A 20,933-nucleotide genomic window follows, 5' to 3' on the forward strand; every position below is an offset into this window, starting at 1 on the left:
TCTCCGACATGGAGGAAATATGCGGAATCTGCGGGAACCGGGAAATGGTGTCGCCCGGCACGCGGTACGGCGGGTGGCCACTACGGTGGCGGGCGCGGTGCTGGTGGGGATGGCCGTGACGGCCCCCGCGAGCGCGCTGCCCTCGCAGGTCGACGGCAGGTGCGGCACGTACATCTGCACGTACACGGCGCACCACAACAAGTTCGTGCAGGACATCACGGTGCAGACCAGGGACGGCCTGAGCGGGCAACTGCGTTCCTACTGGGGCGATTTCCGCAGCTCCCGGATCAACGCCGCGAGCCACCGGTGGCCGGTGGGAACGGAGAAGAGCGCGCCGCTCGTGTGCGGGGCGCTGGTGCGCAACGGCCGTCAGATCGAAGAGGTCTGCGTCACCATCTGACGGCCGCGGGGCCGGCACGATCCGGCGGCCCCGCGCCACGCACCCCGCGTCAGTTGCTGTACACCCGGCGCGGAGTGATGAGGACCGCGGTACGTCCCTGCTCGGCCATCACGCGGTCGTACGCCTCCCAGTCGTCGTGCTCGCCGCCGGCCGCCACGAACACCTCGCGCAGCAGGAGCCTCAGCCTCTCGGCGTCCAGCCAGGGCTGGGGGTCCTGGGGGCCGGCGAGCAGGGCCTCGCCCTCCACCGTCGCCCACTGGCCGCCCTTGCGGAAGGTCGCCGTCACCTGCGGCCTGGCCCGGAGGTTGCCGAGCTTCACCTTGCCGTACGTGACGAAGGCGAGGACGCGCCCCCCGGTCGAAGGGTGGTCCAGCGCACCGGCGTTGACGAGCGAGGACTGGATCGTGAGGTCCGCGCGCAGCGTCGAGATCACCGCCAGGCCGTTCTCCTCCCGTGCCAGGGCGGTCGCTTCTTCCAGGGTGGTCATCGGCTCCCCAGGGTGTCGGGGCGGGAGGTGGGCCTGTCCGTGTGGTCAGCACTCCGTGTGGTCAACACAATGATCGACACGGCGATTCCTCGGGCCGGCGCGACACTCGCACGGAGCCGATGGCCGCGCGCGCTACGGCGTGTCGCCCTGCCAGTCCCAGCGGTCCGGGTCGGCGGGGCGGGGGCCGTAGAGCGCGTGGCCGCCCGCTCCGTACGAGCCGATCTCCGTCGTCAGCGACGCGCCGTCGCGCAGCCGGTCGGCCGGCCAGCCGGTGACGTCCAGGAGGAGCCCGTCGAGCGGGCCCGCGACCAGCTCGCGGTAGACGTGGCCGGGCCGCGGGCCCGGGTCCGGGTCGTCGTGGTCGGCGCCGTACACCCTGCGCCGTATCAGTTCGTCCATGCCGGCAAGCATTCCAGCCGCCACTGACATCGGGCCCCCGACAGCTCCCCGGCCGCCCGGACGGCTTCCCCGGCTGTGAGTCCAGCCACAGGCACGGATCCGCCGGGCGGGCGGGGCGCCCCGGCGTGTCGTGCCGCGCGGGTCTGCGCGCCGGGCCGCTCCCACCTGGGGTGATGACGATCATCGCGGGCGTGCCCCGGCCGTGCCCGGCGGGGGCCCGCGCCGCGCCCGGCTGGGCGGTCGGCGCGGTGGCCAACAGGCGGATCCGGTTAACGCTGGGTAAACTCCCTGTTCGGCGTAGGGAGCGTCGATCGGGTCGGCCGCCGGCAGGGCGGTCGGACCACGGATCGGCACACATCGAGCGGCGGTCGTGAACGGGCCGCTCGGATGGTTCGCCCTCGCGGAGGTCCTCCCCGCGAGCGGGTGTTCGGGATCCGGCTCAGTGTCGAGCCGGAACGGCGGAGCGAGTTGTCCGGCCGGTGTCGCCGAACTCCCCACCCGCCTGACCCCGGAGAAACTGGATGACTGTAGTAGCGGACGAGTCCCAGGCCCTGATCGGGTCGCTGTCGGCCGGTGTCCTGGACACCCCGGTACGGCCCGGCGTCTTCGCCGGGCGCCCGGCCCCGGACGGCCGCACCCTGATGGACATCCTCGGCGAGACGGCGCGTCGCTATCCGAACGCGCCCGCCGTCGACGACGGGACGGGGGCTCTGAGCTACCGCGCGCTGCTCACCGAGGTGGACGGCCTGCGGCTGCGGCTGAAGGCCGAGGGCATCGGTGTCGGGGACCGGGTCGGCGTACGCGTCCCTTCGGGGACCGCCGATCTGTACGTCGCGATCCTGGGCGTTCTCGCCGTCGGCGCGGCGTATGTGCCGGTGGACGCGGAGGATCCGGACGAGCGGGCGGAGCTGGTCTTCTCCGAGGCGGGGGCCTGCGCGGTGCTGGGCGCGGACCTCGAACTGGTGGTGCGCGGGGCCGCCGGGGGCGTCAGCGGCCGCCCCGGGCCCGAGGACGACGCGTGGATCATCTTCACGTCCGGGTCGACGGGGCGGCCCAAGGGCGTGGCGGTCACGCACCGCAGCGCGGCGGCGTTCGTGGACGCGGAGGCCGGGCTGTTCCTGGCCGAGGAGCCGATGGGCCCGGGCGACCGGGTGCTGGCCGGGCTGTCGGTCGCCTTCGACGCGTCGTGCGAGGAGATGTGGCTGGCGTGGCGCAGTGGCGCCTGCCTGGTGCCGGCGCCCCGCTCGCTCGTACGGACGGGTCTCGACCTGGGCCCCTGGCTGGTCGAGCAGGAGATCACGGTGGTCTCGACCGTCCCCACGCTGGCGGCGCTGTGGCCCGTCGAGGCGCTGGACGACGTACGGCTGCTGATCTTCGGCGGGGAGGCGTGCCCGCCCGAACTCGCGGAGCGGATGGCGGTCGAGGGCCGCGAGGTGTGGAACACGTACGGGCCCACGGAGGCGACGGTCGTCGCGTGCGCGGCGCGGCTGACGGGAGAGGGGCCGGTACGGATCGGGCTGCCGCTCGACGGCTGGGAGCTGGCGGTCGTGGACGGCCGGGGCGAGGTGGTGCCGATGGGCACCGTCGGCGAGCTGGTGATCGGCGGGGTGGGGCTGGCGCGGTACCTGGATCCGGCGAAGGACGCGGAGAAGTACGCGGCGCTGCCGTCGCTCGGCTGGTCCCGCGCGTACCGCAGCGGCGATCTGGTGCGCGCGGAGGAGGCGGGCCTGTTGTTCGTGGGGCGCGCGGACGAGCAGGTCAAGCTGGGCGGGCGCCGCATCGAGCTGGGCGAGGTCGACGCGGCGCTCCAGGCGCTGCCGGGCGTCGCGGGCGCGGCGGCGGCGATCCGCACGACACCGGCGGGTCACCAGATGCTGGTGGGGTACGTGGTGACGGCGGGCGCCGGCGCGCCCGAGGAGGGCGCTGCGCTGGAGCCGACGGCTTCCGACGCACCGCCCACCGCCGCGGAGGGCACGCGCCCGGGGCCCTTGACCGCGCCCGGCACGGACGAGGCCGGGACGACGCCCGGCGCCGCCGGCCCCGAGGAGGGCCGGGCAGCCGGCGGGACGACGCCCACCACGCGCCTTCCCGGCGGAACCCTCTCGGAGGCCCTGGGGACAACCCCGACCGCCACCCGGGCGGTCCGCAGCGACGAAACCGTCATCCCGCCGTCCCCGAACGGCACCCACACGGAGCGAACCGACACAGCCCCGACCACGGCCCAGACAGACAGCAAAACGCACACGGCCGGAACCGCCGACGCAGAACCAGCGGCCGACCCGCATGCCCCGCACACCGACCGGGTGGCCCGTACCGACGGCGGGGCCGGCTCGCCGGACCCCGACGGCGTGGGTCGGGGCGGGGACGCGCAGGCTCAGCCGGCGCCCCCGGGCAGCGACCCGGTGAGCCGCACCGACGGAAACGCCGGCGGCGCGGGCGCGACCAGGGCCGCCGCGCAGGCGGACCACGTCAGTCCGTCCTCGCCGGACGACGACCGCGCCCGCGCGGACCGAGCTGACGCAGACCCGGCAACCGGGCAGGCAGGCCGCACGGGTGGAAACGTCAGCGCGGGGGCCTCGGACGGCGCGCCCAGCACCTCAGGCACCGGCGGCCCCGACCGGGTCGACGCGACCGCAGCCGCCACGCAGACGGACGTCAGTCCATCGTCGCCGGACCGCGACCGCGACCGGGCGGGCCTGGCCAACATGGACCCGGCCGTCGGACAGGCGGACCGGAGCAACGGCAACGCCGGCTCACGGCCCTCGGGCGCGCCCAGCGCCCCGGGCACCCGACCTGACCGGGGCGACACGACCACAGCCGCGACGCAGGCGGACGTCAGTCCGTCGTCGCCGGACCGCGACCGCACCCGCGCCGACCGGGCCGACGCAGACCCGGCCGTCGGACAGGCGGACCGTACCGACGGCAACGCCGGCTCACGGCCCTCGGGCGCGCCCAGCGCCCCGGGCACCCGACCTGCCCGGGGCGACACGACCACGGCCGCCACGCACACGGGCGTCAGCCCGGCGTCCCTGGACGGCGACCGCGCCCGCGCGGACCGGGCCGACGCAGGCCCGGCCGTCAGGCAGGCGGGCCGTACCGGTAGCAACGCCGGCGCGGGGGCCTCGGACAGGGCGCCCAGCGCCCCGAGCGCCGGCCCGGACCGAGTCGACGCAACCACGACCGCCGCGCAGGCGGGCCGTACCGGTCGGAACGTCGGGGCGGGGGCCTCGGACGTGCCCAGCGACCCGGGTGGCGCAGGCCCGGACGGGCAGGCGGGCCCTACCGGCGGACTCATGGGTGGCGTCCCCGTGCCGGACAGCGGCGCCGCTCCCCCCGCCGGAAGCGCCCCCGTGGGGTTCGATCAGGACGACGCCCTCCGGCGGCTGCGGGCCGCCCTGCCCGCGGGCATGGTGCCGATGCTCGCCGTCGTCGAGACGTTGCCCACCCGTACCTCCGGCAAGGTCGACCGTGCCGCGCTGCCGTGGCCGCTTCCCGGGGTCGGTGGCGCGGAAACGGTGGACGTGCTCACGGCGACCGAGGCGTGGCTGGCCGGGTTGTGGGGGGAGGTCCTCGGGGCTCCGGCCACCGGGCCCGACAGTGACTTCTTCGCCGCCGGTGGCGGCAGTCTCGCCGCCGCGCAGCTCGTCTCGCGGATCAGGACCCGCCACCCGTCCGGTTCGGTCAGCGACATCTACCAGAACCCGAAGCTCGGTGCGCTCGCCCGCACCCTGGACGAGTCCCGCGCCGAGACGTCGGCGCTCCGCACGATCGGGCCCATCCCCCGGCGCACCGGCTTCGCGCAGATCCTGCTGACGCTGCCGCTCCTGACGGTCGCCGGACTCCGGTGGGGCGTCGCCGTCGCGGCGGCCAACAACGTGCTGGCGCACTTCGGCTCGTACCCCTGGGCCCCCACCGTCTCCTGGTGGTGGATCCTGGCCGGCTGGCTGCTCTGCGTGAGCCCGCCCGGCCGCATCGCGATCGCCGCCGGTGGCGCGCGGCTGCTGCTCCGCGGCACCAGGCCCGGTACGTACGCCCGTGGCGGCGGCGTCCATCTGCGGCTGTGGACCGCCGAGCGGCTGGCCGAACTGAGCGGTGCCACCGGCCTGTCCGGCAGCTGGCTCACCCACTACGCGCGGGCGCTCGGCGCCCAGGTCGGCCCCGACGTCGACCTGCACACCCTCCCGCCGGTGACCGGGATGCTCAAGCTCGGCAGGGGCAGCGCGATCGAGCCCGAGGTGGACCTGTCGGGCCACTGGCTGGACGGCGACCGGCTGCACCTCGGCAGGATCCGGGTCGGGGCCAGCGCCACGGTCGGCGCCCGCAGCACGCTGTTCCCCGGCGCCAGGATCGGCAAGCGCGCCGAGATCGACGCGGGGTCCGCCGTGACGGGCGCGGTGCCCGACGGACGCCGCTGGGCCGGCGTGCCCGCGGCCGCCTCCGGGAAGTCGTCCGGAAAGCCGCCGCGGCGCTGGCCCGAGGAGCGGCCGGCCCGCACCCGCCGCTGGACCGCCGTGTACGCGATGACCTCGCTGCTGCTGAGCCTGCTGCCCTCGCTGGCGCTCCTCCCGGGTCTGCTGGTCCTCGCGGTCTTCGTGCGCGGCTCGCACGACGCGGGCACCGCGCTCGCCCACGCGCTGACCGCCGTACCGCTCGCGACCCTCGCGTCCCTGCTCTTCTACGCGCTGTTCGTGGTGGCCGGCGTACGCGCCCTCGGCCTCGGCCTGCGCGAGGGCTGCCATCCCGTCCACGGCCGGATCGCCTGGCAGGCGTGGGCCACCGAACGGCTGATGGACATGGCACGCGTGCACCTCTTCCCCCTGTACGCCAGCCTGTTCACCCCGGTGTGGCTGCGCGCGCTCGGCATGAGGGTCGGGCGCGGGGTCGAGGCGTCGACGGTCCTGGCGCTCCCGTCGATGACCACTGTCGGCGACGGCGCGTTCCTCGCCGACGACACGATGGTCGCCCCGTACGAACTGGGCGGCGGCTGGCTGCGGATCGCCCCGGCCCGCGTCGGCAAACGCGCGTTCCTCGGCAACTCGGGAATGGCGTCCGGTGGTCACTCGGTGCCCAAGCGGGGCCTGGTGGGCGTGTTGTCGACGGCGCCGAAGGGCGCCAAGGCGGGGAGTTCCTGGCTGGGGATGCCGCCGATGAAGCTGCCCCGCGCGGTGGAGACGGACGACCTGAGCCGTACGTACAGCCCGCCCGCGCGCCTGCGGTGGGCGCGCGCGGCCGTCGAACTGTGCCGAATCGTTCCCGTGATGTGTACGGTCGCGCTCGCCGTGATCGTCCTCGCGGCCTTCGAGACCGTGGCGGACCACTGGGGCTTCGGCGCCGCCGTGGCGGCCGGCGGGGTGCTGCTGCTCGCGGGCGGGCTGGTCGCGTGCGCGTTGGCGTGTGTGGCGAAGTGGCTGCTGGTGGGCCGGTTCCGGGCGGTCGAGCACCCGCTGTGGAGCTCGTTCGTGTGGCGCAACGAGCTGGCGGACACATTCGTCGAGGTGCTCGCCGTGCCGTGGCTGGCCGGGGCGGTGGGCGGCACGCCGCTGATGAGCCTGTGGCTCAGGAGCCTCGGCGCGCGGATCGGCCGGGGTGTGTGGACGGAGACGTACTGGCTGCCCGAGGCCGATCTGGTACGGATCGGCGACGGCGCGAGCGTCAACCGGGGCTGTGTGGTGCAGACCCACCTCTTCCACGACCGGATCATGCGCATGGACGAGGTGGTGCTGGGGCAGGGCGCGACCCTGGGCCCCCACGGGATCGTGCTCCCCGGCGCGACGATCGGCGCCCGTACGACGGTGGGACCCGCGTCGTTGGTGATGCGCGGGGAGACCCTGCCCGAGGACTCCCGCTGGCTCGGCAATCCGATCGCGTCGTGGCGGGAGGAGACGGTGAACGTACGCTCTGCGGGGAAGACGCGGAAGAAGGCGGCCGGGAGCCCGGAGGGCGTCCAGCGCCCGAAGCATGTGAAGCCGGTGGAAAGTACAGCGAAGACGGAGGACGCCGCAGCGTGAGCAGGGGCAAGAACGGCCGTGCGGGAAGCCTGACCAGCCGTGTCCGCGCCGCGGTCGGCACGGCGGTCGACGCGGTGGTGGAGGCGACGGCCGGACCGGCGGAGACGGAAGCGGGACCGGATCCCCGGACGGACGCGGATTCCAGGACCGGCACCGGCAAAGGCCCTGGCACAGGCACGGACACCGCGGCCGGACCGGCCCCCGACGCGAAACCGGTGGCCGGTGCCACCCCCCGCCCGCTCGCCCCCGCCGACTCGTATCTGCCCGCCCACGGCAACACCGGTTACGGCGTCGAGCGCTACGACCTGGAGCTGACCTACCGTCCCGGCACCGGCCGCCTCTCCGGCCGCGCCACGCTCTCCGCCGTCGCCGACCCCGCCCTTCCCGGCGGCGCCCTCACCGCGTTCAGCCTCGACCTGCGCCCCTTCCGCGTCGACGGGGTGCTGGTGAACGGCGAGCGCGTCGCCCGCTACACCCACCGGGCCGACAAGCTGCGGATCCGGCCGGCCCGTCCCCCGGCCGCCGGGGAGCCGTTCACCGTCGAGGTGCGCTACACCGGCACACCCAGGCCGGTGAAGACGCGGGACTGGGGCGACCTGGGCTGGGAGCAGTTGGAGGACGGCGCGCTGGTGGCGGGCCAGCCGATCGGCGCGCCGTCCTGGTTCCCGTGCAACGACCGGCCCGCCGACAAGGCCGCGTACCGGATCTCGGTGACCGCGCCCTCGCCGTACACGGTGGTGGCGAACGGGACGCTGGAGTCGCGCACGATCGGCGCGTCCACGACGACCTGGGTGTACGACCAGCCGGAGCCGATGTCGACCTATCTCGCGACGGTCCAGACCGGGCTGTACGAACTGGTCGAGCTGGCCGATCGCGGCGCGCGACCCGTACCGCAGTGGGCGGCCGTGCCGCCCCGCTTGCAGGCGCGGTTCGACCACGACTTCGCCCGGCAGCCGCAGATGATGGCCGCGTTCCAGGACCTCTTCGGGCCGTACCCCTTCGGTGAGTACGCGGTGGTCCTCGTGGACGAGGAGCTGGAGGTCCCGGTGGAGGCGCAGACGCTCTCCATCTTCGGGGCGAACCATGTCGACGGGCGGCGCGGCTGCGAGCGGCTGGTCGCGCACGAGCTGGCGCACCAGTGGTTCGGCAACAGCCTGAGTGTCGCCGACTGGCGGCACATCTGGCTGAACGAGGGCTTCGCCAAGTACGCGGAGTGGCTGTGGTCCGAGGTGTCCGGCGGCGCCCCGGCGGCGGCGGTCGCCGAACGGACCAGGGCGAGGCTGGCCCGGCTGCCGCAGGATCTGCGGGTCGCGGACCCGGGCGTACGGCGGATGTTCGACGATCAGGTCTACCAGCGCGGGGCGCTGACGCTGCACGCGCTGCGCACGGTGGTCGGCGACGACACGTTCTTCCCGCTGCTGCGGGAGTGGACGGCCGCGCACCGGCACGGCACGGTCACGACCGAGGACTTCACCGCGCTCGCGCAGCGCCGCAGCGCCCACCCCCTCGACGAGCTGTTCACGTCCTGGCTGTACAGCCCGCAGCTGCCGGAACTCCCCACTCCCCGCAACAGCTGAACAGCGTCTTTTCAGACTTCTGTACGGCAGGCGGGGTGGCCCCACCCCTCGGGATTCTTGGCGATGGGCTCACCGGCCGCGTACGCCTGACCGCACCGGCAGCGGCCCGGAAACTTGGCGTTGAGGGTCCGCGCGGAGGAGGACGTCTTCCTGGCGGTGGTCTTCGCCGCCGTCTTGGTCCCGGTCCCGGATCCGGACCCCGACGCGCCGGAGGAACGCCCCCGGCCACCGGACCGTACGGTGTCCGGCGCGGCCGGCGGCTCCGGGGAGCCGTACGCACTGCCCGCCGGTTCCTGGACGATGGCGGCCCTGCTCGCGGCCCGGTCGGCGAAGTCGTTGAGCCGGTCGCCGTCCACCTGGTGGGCGGGCACGTAACGGAACTCCACGGAACGGCCCGTGAGCAGCGCGTCGATCCGGACGACCAGCTCCTTGTTGGCGACCGGACTGCCCGACGACGTCCGCCAGCCCTTGCGCTTCCAGCCGGGCAGCCAGGTCGTGACCGCCTTCATCGCGTACTGGGAGTCCATCCGGATCTCCATCGGTACGTCCGGGTCGACGGCGGCCAGGAGCCGCTCCAGGGCGGTGAGTTCGGCGACATTGTTGGTGGCGGTGCCGAGCGCCCCCGCCTCCCAGCGGTCGGGCAGCTCCGCCCCGTCGGCGATGACCCAGGCCCAGCCGGCCGGTCCCGGATTTCCCTTCGACGCCCCGTCACACGCGGCGATCACACGTTCAGCCATACCGCCGATCATGCCAGTGCGGCGCCCGGCCGAGGACCCCGGCCCGTACGGGCGCCCCCGGGCTCCGGGGGAAAACCCGGTGCCCGGTACCCGCACCGGCTGTCAGGCTCCCGCGCATGACTACGTACGAAGCACTCCTCATCGGAGGCCGGTCGGGCGTCGGCAAGTCCACCGTGGCGTGGGAGGTCTCCGCACTGCTCCAGGAGGCGGGGGTCGCGCACTGCCTGCTGGAGGGCGACTACCTGGGGCAGGTGCATCCCGCCCCCGCCGACGACCCGCGCCGCTCGGCGATCACCGAGCGCAATCTCACGGCGGTCTGGGCGAACTTCGCGGCGCTGGGCCACCGCCGGCTCGTCTACACGAACACGGTGAGCGTGCTGGAGAGCGCGATGTTCCGCCGCGCGCTGGGAGGGGGTGACACGACGCGGATCGTACGGGTCCTGCTCACCGCCGGGGACACGACGGCCCGGGAGCGGCTGGCGCGGCGCGAGACGGGGTCGCAGCTCGCCCTCCACGTCGAGCGCAGCGGTCTGGCGGCGCGGCGGCTGGAGCGGGAGGCGCCGCCGGGCACGGTCCGGGTGGGGACGGACGGCAGGTCCGTCGCGGAGGTGGCGCGCGAGGTGGTGGCGGCGACGGGCTGGTAGGCCGTTGTGTGACCCGGTTCGTCGTGTCGTCCCGGCCTGGGCCCCCGTATCGTCCCGGCCCGGGTCGTCGTGCCGGCCCGGCCCGGTTCGTCGTGTCATCCCGGCCCGGGTCCTCGTGCCGGCCCGGCCCGGATCGTCGTGTCGTCCTGGCCCGGCGGTCGTTGAACGCCCATGTGATCGTGGTGAGCGGCCTCGCACCGGCCAGGACCGGCGTGCCCGGTGATCCGTCGTGACCGCCGAGGGGGGCGCCGCCGAGGAGCGCCTGGTCGTCCAACGCCCCGCGCGAGGAGCCCTGTTGCTCGCGCACGCGCGGACCTGGCGGGTGTACGAGTCCGCCACCTACGGCCTGTTGGGGCTGGCCGGGGCGTACGCGGGAGGGGCGGGCGACGGCCGGGCGACCGGCGCGGGAGCACTCCTGGGGGTCTGGGGCGTGTGCACGCTCGGCGGGATCGGCGGCGCGTACCTCGGGGACTATCTGGGGCGTGACATCGACGCGGCTGCCAAGCCGCACCGGCCCATCCCCTCGGGCGCGTTGCCGCCCTCGCACGCCCTGGTCGCCGCCGCGACCTGCATCGCGACCGCCCTGGCCTGGGCGCTGCTGCTGGACTGGCGGGCCCCGGTGGTCCTGGTCGGCGCGTTCGGGCTGCATCTGGTGTACCACCGGCGGCTCAAGACCGCCGGCCTGCTCGGGGACGTCACGGAGGGGACCGCGACCCTGGCGGGCCTGGTGCTCTTCGGCGCCGCGGCCGTCCACCAGCTGTCCTCGCCCGCGGTGTGGCCGGTCGCGGGGGCGGCGGCGGTCCACGGCACGCTCTACAACCTGTTCCTGGCCATCGGCGACGAGGAGGGCGACCGCAGGGCCCGCTGCCTGACCCTGCCCGTGCGGCGCGGGACCCGGGCGGCCACGAGGGTCGCCGCGCTGCTGGTGGTGCCCTGGCTCGGGGCGGTCGGGTGGGCCGCGGCGGTGGCCGGGCCCGCGCCGGGGGCGGCCGGCGCGGCGGCCTGGCTCTGTCTGGGCCTCGCGACGGGCTGCGACGCCGTGTCGGTGGCCCGGCTGGTCCGGCAGGCCCGTACACCCGGCGGTCCGAGCCGCCGATCGGCCCTGTTCGCGGCGGAGTCGAACCTGGCGGCCCGTGCGCTGGCCGTCTGCGCGTACCTGTTCCTCGCCGGAGGCACGGGCGCCGGATCGGTCGCGGCGGTCGCGGTCCTCCTCGTGGTCCTGGCGGCCGGGCGCCATCAGATGACCCGGTACGAACTCGGCGTACCGCCGCCGGATCCGGGGTAGGGTGCGCCTTACGATCCGAACCGGGTCGTATTCAAATGGACCGGTGGCCGACACGGCCGACCGGACGCAGCGAAGGAAGACGGGGGACGGCCTGATGCGGGTCAAGGATTTCGATCATCTGGTGCTCAACGTGGGGGATGTGGAGCGCGCGCTGGAGTTCTACTGCGGGCCGCTCGGCCTGGAGCCGGTGCGGGTGGAGGAATGGCGGGCGGGCAAGGTGCCGTTCCCGTCGGTACGGGTGAGCCCGGTGTCCATCATCGATCTGGTCGACCGCCCGCGCGGTGAGTCGAACGTGGACCACATCTGCCTGGTCGTCGACCCGCTGGACTGGCAGGAGGTCATCGACGCGGGCACGTTCACCGTGCTGGAGGGCCCGGTCGGCCGGTACGGCGCCCGGGGCGACGCCCAGTCGATCTACGTGGCGGACCCGGACGGCAACACCGTGGAGCTGCGCTGGTATCCGCAGGACGCCGGGCGGTGAGCCCGGCCGCCGGACGCCCGCGCGACCCGGCGATCGACGCGGCGGTGCTGACGGCGACCCTGGACGTCCTGCGGGAGCGCGGCTACGCGCGTCTCGCCCTGGAGACGGTCGCGGCCCGGGCGGGCACGACGAAGGCGGCGATACGGCGGCGGTGGCCGGTCCGGCAGAACCTGGTCGTCGACGCCCTCGCGTCGGTCCTGGTCACCCCGCCCGCGCCGGACAACGGCTGCACCCGGTGCGATCTCGTCCAGAGCGTGCGGCTGCTCGCCACCGCGCTGGACGAGCGGCTGCCCGGCGGGGTCCTCGCCCCGCTGATCGCGGACTGCGCGGGCGACGCCGCCCTGCACCGGCGGCTGATCGACGTCCTGGTCGAGCCGACCAGGCACGCCGCGACGGTCGCGGTGCGGCGCGCGGTCGACCGGGGGGACCTGCTGCCCGACGTCGATCCCGCGCTCCTGGTCGACCTGCTGGCGTCGACGGTCTACCAGCGGGCGCTGTTCGGCGACGCGCCGGTCGACCGGGGTACGGCGGGGCCCCTGGTGGACCTGCTGCTGCGCGGCGTGGCCGTCGACTTCGAGCGCCTGGTCAGGATCAGCCGGCGGACCGACCGGACGGCGGAGGAGGATGCGGAGGCGGACCACGGGCATTGAATCCGTGACCGGCGGACCACGGGGCGCGACATCAAGATCTCATCCATCCGCCATGCGCATGCCATACGACTGACGGCGCGCCGCCTTGGCCCGCGACTGCAATTCCCCTGACAACCGCCGTCAGGGGAGGGTCACATGACACCCGTACACCACCACGCGCCGGGTACCCACGCACCTGAACTCAGGGCAGCCGCCCGTCACCTCGGCCGCCGCCGGTTCCTGACCGGTACGGGCGCGGCGGCCGCGCTCGCCTTCGCCGTGAACCTGCCGACCGCCGGCGTCGCGAGCGCCGCCTCGCTCGACGCCGCGAAGATCACCGAGAACCCGTTCACCCTCGGCGTCGCCTCCGGTGACCCGCGCCCGGACGGCGTCCTGCTCTGGACCCGGCTCGCGCCCAGACCGTACGAGCCGGACAGCGGCCTGCCGAGGAACAGGGTCGCCGTACGGTGGGAACTCGCCCACGACGCGCGCTTCACGCGGATCGCCGAGCGCGGACAGGTCGACGCCCACCCCGAGTTCGACCACAGCGTGCACGTCGACGTCCCGGGCCTGGACTCCGACCGCGTGTACTGGTTCCGCTTCCGCGTCGGTACGTGGATCAGCCCCGTGGGCCGCACCCGCACCGCGCCCGCGCGGGGCGCCACGATCGGCGAGCTGAGGATCGCCGCCGTCTCCTGCCAGGCGTACCACGACGGCTACTTCACCGCGTACAAGCACCTCGCCGAGGAGGACCTGGACGTCGTCTTCCACCTCGGCGACTACCTGTACGAGTACGCGGTGACGGCGGTCGGCGGCGCCCGCAACTACACCGACCGGCGGCTGCCCGCGCACTACAACCGGGAGACCGTGACGCTGGAGGACTACCGGCTGCGGTACGGGCTCTACAAGTCGGACCCCGACCTGATGGCCGCGCACGCCGCGCACCCGTTCGTCGTGACGTGGGACGACCACGAGACCGAGAACAACTACGCGGACGAGACGCCGGAGAACGACGTACCGCCGGAGGAGTTCCTGCTGCGCAGGGCCGCCGCCTACCGCGCGTACTGGGAGAACCAGCCGCTGCGCACCCCGCAGCGCCCCGAGGGTCCGGACATGCGGCTGTACCGGCGGCTCCAGTTCGGCCGGCTCGCGCAGTTCGACGTCCTGGACACCCGGCAGTACCGCTCCGACCAGGCGTACGGCGACACGGCGCACGTCCCGGGGCCCGAGTCGGACGATCCGTCGCGCACCATGACCGGCGAGACGCAGGAGCGGTGGCTGCTGAACGGCTGGCAGAACTCCCGCGCCGTGTGGAACGTCGTCCCGCAGCAGGTGAACTTCTCGGCGCGCAGGCTGGACCTGAACCCGGTCGCCAAGGTCAGCATGGACGCGTGGGACGGCTACCCCGCCGCCCGCAAGCGCCTGCTGGACGGGGCCGAGGCGGCCGGCGTCGCCAACCTCATGGTGCTCACCGGTGACGTCCACGTCGCCTACGCGTACGACATCAAGCGCGACTTCGACGACCCGGCGTCCCGGACGGTGGGCACCGAGATCGTGGCGACGTCCATCGCCAGCGGCAAGGACGGCGCCGACAAGCCCGCGACGTGGGAGACGTACACGCAGGCCAATCCGCACATGAAGTTCTACAACGGGCGGCGCGGCTACGCGCTGGTGACGCTCGGCCGGGAGTCGGCGCGGGCCGACTTCCGTACGGTCTCCGCCGTCACGACACCCGGCGCGCCGGTCTCGACCGCCGCGTCGTTCGTGACCGAGGCGGGGAACCCCGGCCTCGAACCGGCGTGACGGACGGCCGGCCGACCGACTGACCGGCCTACCGACCGACCTACCGACCGACTGACCGGCTCCTGGCCGGCGGACGCCGGGTCCGTAGGGGACCAACATCCCCGCGCGGGCCCGGCGTTCGGCGAAGGGTCACCCCGGCCGTCGTACGCGCGGACGCGCCGTTCGCGTCGTGGGTCACACCACGCGGGAGTTGTCCGTGTCCTGGTCGTCGTCGAATCCCGCTATGTGCACGTCCGAGACGGTGACATTGGCCTCGACCACGTCGAGTCCGGTCATGCCCTGCACCGCGTCGGAGACGTTGGAGCGGATGTCGCCCGCCGTCTGCGCGATCGGTGACCCGTACTCGACCACGATCTCCAGGTCGATGGCCGCCTGCTTCTCGCCCACCTCGACCTTGACGCCCCGGGTCGGGTCCTCGGAACCGGCCACGCGGTCACGTACCGCCCCGATCGTGCGGGACATGCCTCCGCCCATCGCGTACACGCCACCCGTGTCACGGGCCGCGATGCCGGCGATGGTCGACACGACCGAGTCGGCGATGACCGTACTGCCCTTGACGTCGTGATGTGCTCCGTTGTGCCGCGTGGTCACCGCGGACTGGTTTTCCGCCATGAGAGATTTCCCTTCTCGCAGAGGCTGATCGCTCACTCGAACCCCCGTCGTCCCCCTCGCCTCCACTGTGCGCGCCCTCCCCGGAGCACGCCATTCGGGTGAGCACTCCCCCGCCGCCGGGCCCCTCCCGACGCTCCCCGTGTTCGGCCACCGCTTCCGGCGTCCGGACACGGGGAGCGACCAACTGGCTTCACATATGCCCTAAAACACCGCTTAACCTATTTTTTACCTTATCGGACATTTTGATCGCCCAGAGAAGGGAACGTCACCTAACGAGCCACACCATCAGCCGAAGGAGTTGGCCATGGCATCACCATCACCTCGTCCGTCATCGACCATCGAGGACCATCCCGACATCCGCGCCTTGCAGGCACGTTCCGAGCGCGCGATCGCGACGCCCCTCGCGCAGGCCGTGCAGAGCCTGAGCCTGCTGGCCGGCCTCTTCCTGGCCGCGTCGCCCTGGATAGTGGGCTTCAGCGGACTCACGACCCTGACCGTGACCAACCTCATCGCCGGCATCGCGTTCACCCTGCTCACCCTCGGGTTCGGTTCCGCGGCCTACGAGCGGACGCACGGCATGGGATGGGCCGCGCTGGGGATCGGCGTGTGGACGATCATCGCCCCGTGGGTGGTGGCCGGGAACGTGACCACCACGCGCACCATGGCGAGCAACGTCGCCGTCGGCGCCGCGTGTGTCTGCCTGGCCCTCGCCACGGCCGTGTTGGGGATGGCCGGGCGCCGAAGTCGTGGCCGCGCACGCGGCTGACCGCTCGTCGCTCCACCGCCCCACCGCACCGCCCGGCCGCACCACGCGGCCGGGCGGTGCGGTGTCCGGGGCATCCGGGTGACGTTCCCGTGTCCGTCCCGGCGCCGGGTCGCGCCGCGTGCCATAAGGAGGTACCACCCCTTCAGGGAAAGAAGGAACTGTGTACGAACTGCGCATCAAGCGTCGGATCACCGCGGCCCTCGCCGTCGCCATCCTCGCCGGCTCCGGCGCCCTGGTCGCCACCCCCGCCGCGGCGACGGGCACGACCCCGCCGGAGGCCACCACGGCGGTGGCGGCGCTCCCCAGGGGCAAGGTCATCGCCCGCCTCCCGCTGAGCATCCGCCAGAGGCCGACGACCAACTCCGCGTACCTCGGCAGCTTCCAGCCCGGCACGATCATCACCCTGTACTGCAAGACCCGCGGCCAGAACGTCGAGGGCAACAACCTCTGGTACCTGCTCGGCGGTTCGAAGCGGGGCTGGGTCTCGGCCCGCTTCGTGAAGAACTTCTCGCCGGTGGCGTACTGCCGGTTCTGACCGACCCGACAGCGCGGACGACCGCCGGACCTCCGACGCACGCCGTCGGAGGTCCGCGCGTCACGACCGGCCCGCGGAGCGGCGGGCCGAGCCCACCTCGGTGCGACTCGCGGAGTCGGCTCTGGACGGAGCCGCGCCGATCCCCGGATCAGCTCTGACCGAGATGGTCTGGTCTGACCGAGATGGTCTGGGTGGTCCGTCCCGGCGGCGTGATCGGCGTGGTGTACCGGGCGCCCCCGCTGGGAGCCGGGCCGATGTTCGTGCCCCTGGCCCGGGCGATCGAGCGCCTGGGCGACCCCGACGTGGGGACGCTGGAGTTCCCCGTGTCCCCCGCGCACCTGGAACGCCCGGAGATCGAGGGCGCCCTGCTGGAGGCCGGCTGTACCGACGTGCGGTCCGAGACCGTCGTGGAGGACTCGCCCGTCCCGGCACCGGAGGCGTTCCTGAGCGAACTCGACCCGTTCTTCCAGATGTTCCCCCGTACCGCGCCGCGACCGTCCGCCACGCCGACCGGGTTCCGGGCGCCGGCCGCGGAGGAGGTACGCCGCATGGAACGCGGGGAGAACGACCACCCTCTCGCGCGGGCCGACATCGCGTACGGACGGGCGCCGCGCTGACCTGCCCCCTCCCCACACACGACAGCGACGGCGCCGACACCCTGCGTCACGGGCGTTAAAATAGCTCACGTATTCGATTATTCGGGCTTACGCTGGTGCACATGTCCGTACATCTCCAGCCTTCGCTGTTCGACCAGACCGAGGAGATACGCCTGGGACCGCTCGGCGGCCTCCGGCGGACCGTGCTGGGCGACGGGGCGTGGATCGATCTCCTCCCCGGCTGGCTGAGCGGCGCGGACACGCTCTTCGGGGAACTGGTGGCCGGTGTGCCGTGGCACGCCGAGCGGCGCCGGATGTACGACCGGGAGGTGGCCGTTCCGCGCCTGCTGTCGTTCTACCGGGCCGGGGACGCCCTCCCCCACCCCGTCCTGGACGAGGCGCGCACGGCCCTGGGCGTCCACTACGCGGCCGAGCTGCGGGAGCCGTTCGCCACGGCGGGGCTCTGCTACTACCGGGACGGCCGGGACAGCGTCGCCTGGCACGGCGACCGGACCGGGCGCGGCTCCACGGAGGACACCATGGTCGCGATCCTCTCGGTCGGCGAACCGCGCGACCTCACGCTGCGGCCGCGCGGGGGCGGCCCGACGACGCGGGTGCCGCTGGGGCATGGCGACCTGATCGTGATGGGCGGCTCGTGCCAGCGGACCTGGGAACACGCGATCCCCAAGACCGCGCGCGGCGTCGGCCCCCGGATCAGCGTCCAGTTCCGCCCGGAGGGCGTGAACTGAGTCCCGCCGGACAGGTACGGGCCCACCGGGCCCAGGACCTGGGGGGTGTCTTGCTGATCGGCAAGACACGCCCTAGGCGCCGCCCTGGAATTCGAGCGACATCTGGAAGTGCTCGGGGTCGAGCAGGCTGACCACGTGCTCGACGAAGAAGCCGTCCGACGCGAAGCTGGTGCGCCGCGCGTCCAGGAACCAGTCGCCCGGCTCCCGCCGCAGCAGCTCCGCCTCGCGTGCGGTGATCCGGCGGCCGCCGAGGCGCTGCTCCCCGTGGTCGGGGTGGAGCCCGGCCCGCCGCATGACCTCCGTGAGGGACATCTCGGCGGGCCCCTGCCTCGGCAGCTCCCGTACCCCGGGGACGGGGGGCAGGAAGCTTCGTTCGTACGACACCACGCAGCCGTCGTCGGTCAGCTCCCGGATCCGGGCAACCCGGACGAAGACGGGGGACTCCACCCCCAGCCGCTCGGCCAGCGCGTCGTCGTTGACCTCCTCGACGGCGATCGTCCGGACCCGGGAGGAGATGCCCCGGGTGGCCAGGGCGTGCGCCCAGCCCAGGGGCGTGTCCAGGGGTTGGCCGTCGAAGAGTACGTAGGACCCCTTGCCGCTCCGGGTGACGATCAGACCGGCCTCGCTCAGCTCCGCCAGCGCGGCGCGCACGGTGGTACGGCTCACGCAGAACCGCTGGGCCAGGGCCTTCTCGCCCGGCAGCTGCTCACCGGCCCGCCGTCCACCGCTGCGGATCTCCTTGGCCAGCGCCTCGGAGATCTTCTGGTGCTTGAGCCAGATTCCGGTCATGTCGTTTCTCCCGCGAGCTTCTCGGGCGTGGTGGGGTCCGGGGCGGGCCGGCCGTCCCGTACGGACGTCATACGGGGTACGGACGTCATACGGGCAGCTTGTCCCCGATCGCCGGCGGCCGCCGCTCCTGGGCGCGCACCCGGCCGCGCGCGAGGAGCAGATATCCGGCGAAGCAGAGCACCAGGGCGGCCAGCACGCCCAGGTTGGCGAAGGCCCAGGAACCGGTCTTGCCGCCCAGGCCGAAGGGGCCCAGCAGGTAGCCCTGCCAGTTGAGCCAACTGGCGGCGGCGTTGGTGACGAGACCCCAGCCGAGCGCGGTCGCGACGACGGTGAGCGCCAGGGGCACCCACGAGAAGTCGCCGTAGCGGCCGCGCGGGCGGTACAGGTCGAGGTCGTCGTACGGCCCCCGGCGCAGCAGCAGATCGGCGAGCATCACCCCGCACCAGGCCGCCACGGGCACGCCGAGGGTGGTCAGGAAGCCGATGAACTGGCCGAGGAAGTTGTCGGCGAAGAAGACGATGTAGACCGATCCCGCGATCATGAGGACGCCGTCGAACAGGGCGGCGAGGTAGCGGGGCACCCGCAGGCCCGCCGAGAGCAGCGCGAGTCCCGAGGAGTAGATGTCCAGGACCGCGCCGCCGACCAGGCCGAGGACGGCGACGATCGCGAACGGGACCAGGAACCAGGTGGGCAGGATCGTGGTGAGCGCGCCGATGGGGTCGGCGGCGATGGCGGTGTTGAGGCTCTTGGAGGAGCCGGCCAGCAGCAGGCCGAAGACGAGCAGGATCACCGGCGCCACGGAGGCGCCCACCGTGGTCCAGCCGATCACGCCGCGCGTCGAGGAGCGGCGCGGCAGGTAGCGGGAGTAGTCGGCGGCGGCGTTGACCCAGCCGAGGCCGAAGCCGGTCAGCAGGAAGACGAGCGCGCCGATGAACTCCTCGGCGGAGCCGCCGGGGAGGGCGCTGACGGTGTGCCAGTGGATGTGGTCGGCGACGAGCCCGATGTAGACGAGGGTGAGGACGGCGGTGACCACGGTGATCACGGTCTGGAGCCGCATGATGAGGTCGAAGCCCATCACGCCGCCGACCACGACGAGCGCGCTGATGAGGATCAGCGCGATGATCTTGGTCTCGGTCCCGCCGCCCCAGCCGAGCCGTCCGAGGACGGTCGCGGTGGCGAGGGTGGCCAGCGAGGTGAGGACGGTCTCCCAGCCGACGGTGAGCACCCACGAGACGACCGAGGGCAGCCGGTTGCCGTGCACGCCGTAGGCGGCGCGGCTGAGCACCATCGTCGGCGCGGAGCCGCGTTTGCCCGCGACCGCGATGAAGCCGCAGAGGAGGAAGGAGACGATGATGCCGACCAGCCCGGCGACCAGGGCCTGCCAGAAGGAGATGCCGAAGCCGAGCGCGAAGGCGCCGTAACTGAGCCCGAGGATCGAGACGTTGGCCCCGAACCAGGGCCAGAAGAGCTGACGGGGAGTGCCCTTGCGCTCCGCGTCGCCGATCACGTCCAGACCGTGGGTCTCCACCTGGATCTGTCGCCCCGGCCCAGAGCCGGAGCCGGGTCCCGGGGCGGGACCGGATCCGCTGTCGCGCGTGCCTGCCATCGCCGACCTGCCTGTCTAGACGTGTTCAGTCGAGAATAGGAGGGGTGTCCCACGTCGTCAACAAGCCGTCACGGGCGGGGGCGGCCCCCACGCGCACGATTCGGTCGCGGCCCGTTCCCGCGAGGGCGCGGCTCAGTAGTCCCCGCCTCCGCCGCCCCCGCAGCTGTGGCCCCCGCCGGAACCCCCGTCGGAGTCCCCGTGCCCGTGCGAGTCCGCGTCGCGGTCCAGGGCGTTCGCCATCCTCAGCAGCGCCTTGCCGAGGCCGGACGGCAGGGTCGCGGCCGTGACCGTGGCGCGGAACCGCGCGTCCGGGAGGGCGGCGGGGCCGTCGAAGACGTACGCCGGGAGTGTCCCCTCGCGCCGGGCGGCCTCCAGGTGGCGGTGTCCGGCCCGGGTGAGGCCGTGGCGCCGGGTGAGCAGACCGTACGAGACGAGCCGGTGGCCGATCCCCTCCGTCACGGGGTCCTTGGCGACGCCCGCGAGCACGGCGGCGAGCCCCCTCCCCCGCGGGCACAGCGCGAGCAGCGCCTCCTCGACGGGATGCCCGGCCGGGGCGGCGGGCGCCTCCTCGCCGGCCGGGACGGCCCGTACCCGGGAGCCGATGACGCGGACCAGGCCCCGGTCCCGCAGCCCGGTCAGCGCGGTCTCGGCCACCCGCCGAGGGCCGCCGGCGAGATGGGCGATGTCGTACGGATCGAGCGCCGGAACCGCTGCCGGAACGCGTCGCCGGAATATGGCCGCCATGGAAGATCCCCCGTTCGTCCAGGTGGTGCCCTGCCTCCAGTGTCGCCCCGGCAGGTCACCCCCCGGCCACGATCCGGTCGGCGTTG

The 20,933-nt window shown here is 73.8% G+C and carries 18 protein-coding genes and 1 pseudogene; 12 read left to right on the forward strand and 7 right to left on the reverse strand.

Features of this window, described 5'->3' with window-relative positions; genetic code table 11:
- Positions 1 to 19: 19 nt before the first annotated feature.
- Entirely contained in the window at positions 20 to 400 is a 381-nt protein-coding gene (locus ACIODU_RS25950; RefSeq protein ID WP_356421503.1) for a hypothetical protein, read from the forward strand.
- 49 nt (positions 401 to 449) lie between these two features.
- Here the strand turns inward: ACIODU_RS25950 and ACIODU_RS25955 are convergent, their stop codons facing one another.
- Both ACIODU_RS25955 and ACIODU_RS25960 read right to left on the reverse strand, forming a co-directional pair.
- Positions 450 to 887: a TIGR03618 family F420-dependent PPOX class oxidoreductase gene (locus ACIODU_RS25955; protein WP_401770150.1), complete on the reverse strand. Its 438-nt coding sequence runs from the start codon at positions 885 to 887 to the stop codon at positions 450 to 452.
- Positions 888 to 1,019: 132 nt separating this feature from the next.
- Positions 1,020 to 1,286 carry a hypothetical protein gene (locus tag ACIODU_RS25960; RefSeq protein WP_401770152.1) on the reverse strand — a complete coding sequence of 89 codons (267 nt, stop codon included), beginning with the start codon at positions 1,284 to 1,286 and terminating at the stop codon, positions 1,020 to 1,022.
- A 521-nt stretch (positions 1,287 to 1,807) separates the two neighbouring features.
- Here ACIODU_RS25960 and ACIODU_RS25965 point away from each other — a divergent pair.
- Positions 1,808 to 7,162: pseudogene (locus ACIODU_RS25965) on the forward strand (Pls/PosA family non-ribosomal peptide synthetase); the annotation flags it as partial.
- A 347-nt stretch (positions 7,163 to 7,509) separates the two neighbouring features.
- The gene (locus ACIODU_RS25970) at positions 7,510 to 8,871 is read left to right on the forward strand and encodes a M1 family metallopeptidase (protein WP_401770271.1); all 1,362 of its coding nucleotides are present in this window, start codon (positions 7,510 to 7,512) and stop codon (positions 8,869 to 8,871) included.
- An 11-nt stretch (positions 8,872 to 8,882) separates the two neighbouring features.
- On the opposite strand, the gene ACIODU_RS25975 is transcribed toward ACIODU_RS25970, so the two are convergent.
- Entirely contained in the window at positions 8,883 to 9,620 is a 738-nt protein-coding gene (locus ACIODU_RS25975; protein ID WP_401770154.1) for a ribonuclease H, read from the reverse strand.
- A 104-nt stretch (positions 9,621 to 9,724) separates the two neighbouring features.
- Here ACIODU_RS25975 and ACIODU_RS25980 point away from each other — a divergent pair, with 104 nt between their 5' ends.
- The 5 genes from ACIODU_RS25980 (at position 9,725) to ACIODU_RS26000 (ending at position 14,450) form a co-directional block, all read left to right on the forward strand.
- Complete coding sequence (locus ACIODU_RS25980) at positions 9,725 to 10,252, forward strand: hypothetical protein (RefSeq protein WP_401770156.1); 528 nt, start codon at positions 9,725 to 9,727, stop codon at positions 10,250 to 10,252.
- Positions 10,253 to 10,481: 229 nt separating this feature from the next.
- Positions 10,482 to 11,537: a UbiA family prenyltransferase gene (locus ACIODU_RS25985; protein WP_401770158.1), complete on the forward strand. Its 1,056-nt coding sequence runs from the start codon at positions 10,482 to 10,484 to the stop codon at positions 11,535 to 11,537.
- Positions 11,538 to 11,631: 94 nt separating this feature from the next.
- A complete protein-coding gene (locus ACIODU_RS25990) occupies positions 11,632 to 12,018 on the forward strand; it encodes a VOC family protein (RefSeq protein ID WP_356421707.1) in 387 nt (128 codons plus the stop codon).
- Positions 12,015 to 12,668: a TetR/AcrR family transcriptional regulator gene (locus ACIODU_RS25995; RefSeq protein ID WP_401770160.1), complete on the forward strand. Its 654-nt coding sequence runs from the start codon at positions 12,015 to 12,017 to the stop codon at positions 12,666 to 12,668. Before ACIODU_RS25990 ends, ACIODU_RS25995 begins: the two co-directional genes overlap by 4 nt.
- Positions 12,669 to 12,803: 135 nt before the next feature.
- Complete coding sequence (locus ACIODU_RS26000) at positions 12,804 to 14,450, forward strand: alkaline phosphatase D family protein (protein WP_401770162.1); 1,647 nt, start codon at positions 12,804 to 12,806, stop codon at positions 14,448 to 14,450.
- Between the two features lie 174 nt (positions 14,451 to 14,624).
- On the opposite strand, the gene ACIODU_RS26005 is transcribed toward ACIODU_RS26000, so the two are convergent.
- Positions 14,625 to 15,062, reverse strand: a complete 438-nt coding sequence (locus tag ACIODU_RS26005) for an Asp23/Gls24 family envelope stress response protein (RefSeq protein ID WP_401770164.1) — start codon at positions 15,060 to 15,062, stop codon at positions 14,625 to 14,627.
- A gap of 304 nt (positions 15,063 to 15,366) precedes the next feature.
- On the opposite strand from ACIODU_RS26005, the gene ACIODU_RS26010 reads away from it, so the two are divergent.
- The 4 genes from ACIODU_RS26010 (at position 15,367) to ACIODU_RS26025 (ending at position 17,708) form a co-directional block, all read left to right on the forward strand.
- Positions 15,367 to 15,828 (forward strand): SPW repeat protein, encoded by a 462-nt coding sequence (locus ACIODU_RS26010; RefSeq protein ID WP_356421478.1) that lies wholly within the window; start codon positions 15,367 to 15,369, stop codon positions 15,826 to 15,828.
- A 160-nt stretch (positions 15,829 to 15,988) separates the two neighbouring features.
- The gene (locus tag ACIODU_RS26015; RefSeq protein WP_401770167.1) at positions 15,989 to 16,363 is read left to right on the forward strand and encodes an SH3 domain-containing protein; all 375 of its coding nucleotides are present in this window, start codon (positions 15,989 to 15,991) and stop codon (positions 16,361 to 16,363) included.
- A gap of 182 nt (positions 16,364 to 16,545) precedes the next feature.
- On the forward strand, positions 16,546 to 16,980 hold the full coding sequence (locus ACIODU_RS26020) for a hypothetical protein (RefSeq protein ID WP_401770168.1): 435 nt from the start codon (positions 16,546 to 16,548) through the stop codon (positions 16,978 to 16,980).
- 101 nt (positions 16,981 to 17,081) lie between these two features.
- Complete coding sequence (locus ACIODU_RS26025; RefSeq protein WP_401770169.1) at positions 17,082 to 17,708, forward strand: alpha-ketoglutarate-dependent dioxygenase AlkB; 627 nt, start codon at positions 17,082 to 17,084, stop codon at positions 17,706 to 17,708.
- Positions 17,709 to 17,780: 72 nt separating this feature from the next.
- Here the strand turns inward: ACIODU_RS26025 and ACIODU_RS26030 are convergent, their stop codons facing one another.
- The 3 genes from ACIODU_RS26030 to ACIODU_RS26040 all read right to left on the reverse strand — a co-directional run bounded on the left by ACIODU_RS26030 (position 17,781) and on the right by ACIODU_RS26040 (position 20,847).
- On the reverse strand, positions 17,781 to 18,497 hold the full coding sequence (locus ACIODU_RS26030; RefSeq protein WP_401770171.1) for a GntR family transcriptional regulator: 717 nt from the start codon (positions 18,495 to 18,497) through the stop codon (positions 17,781 to 17,783).
- A gap of 85 nt (positions 18,498 to 18,582) precedes the next feature.
- A complete protein-coding gene (locus ACIODU_RS26035; RefSeq protein ID WP_401770173.1) occupies positions 18,583 to 20,103 on the reverse strand; it encodes a purine-cytosine permease family protein in 1,521 nt (506 codons plus the stop codon).
- A gap of 132 nt (positions 20,104 to 20,235) precedes the next feature.
- Positions 20,236 to 20,847: a TIGR04222 domain-containing membrane protein gene (locus ACIODU_RS26040; RefSeq protein WP_401770174.1), complete on the reverse strand. Its 612-nt coding sequence runs from the start codon at positions 20,845 to 20,847 to the stop codon at positions 20,236 to 20,238.
- Between the last annotated feature and the right edge of the window lie 86 nt (positions 20,848 to 20,933).

This window comes from Streptomyces sp. NPDC088261 (assembly GCF_044740805.1).
In the GTDB taxonomy this organism is placed as follows: domain Bacteria; phylum Actinomycetota; class Actinomycetes; order Streptomycetales; family Streptomycetaceae; genus Streptomyces.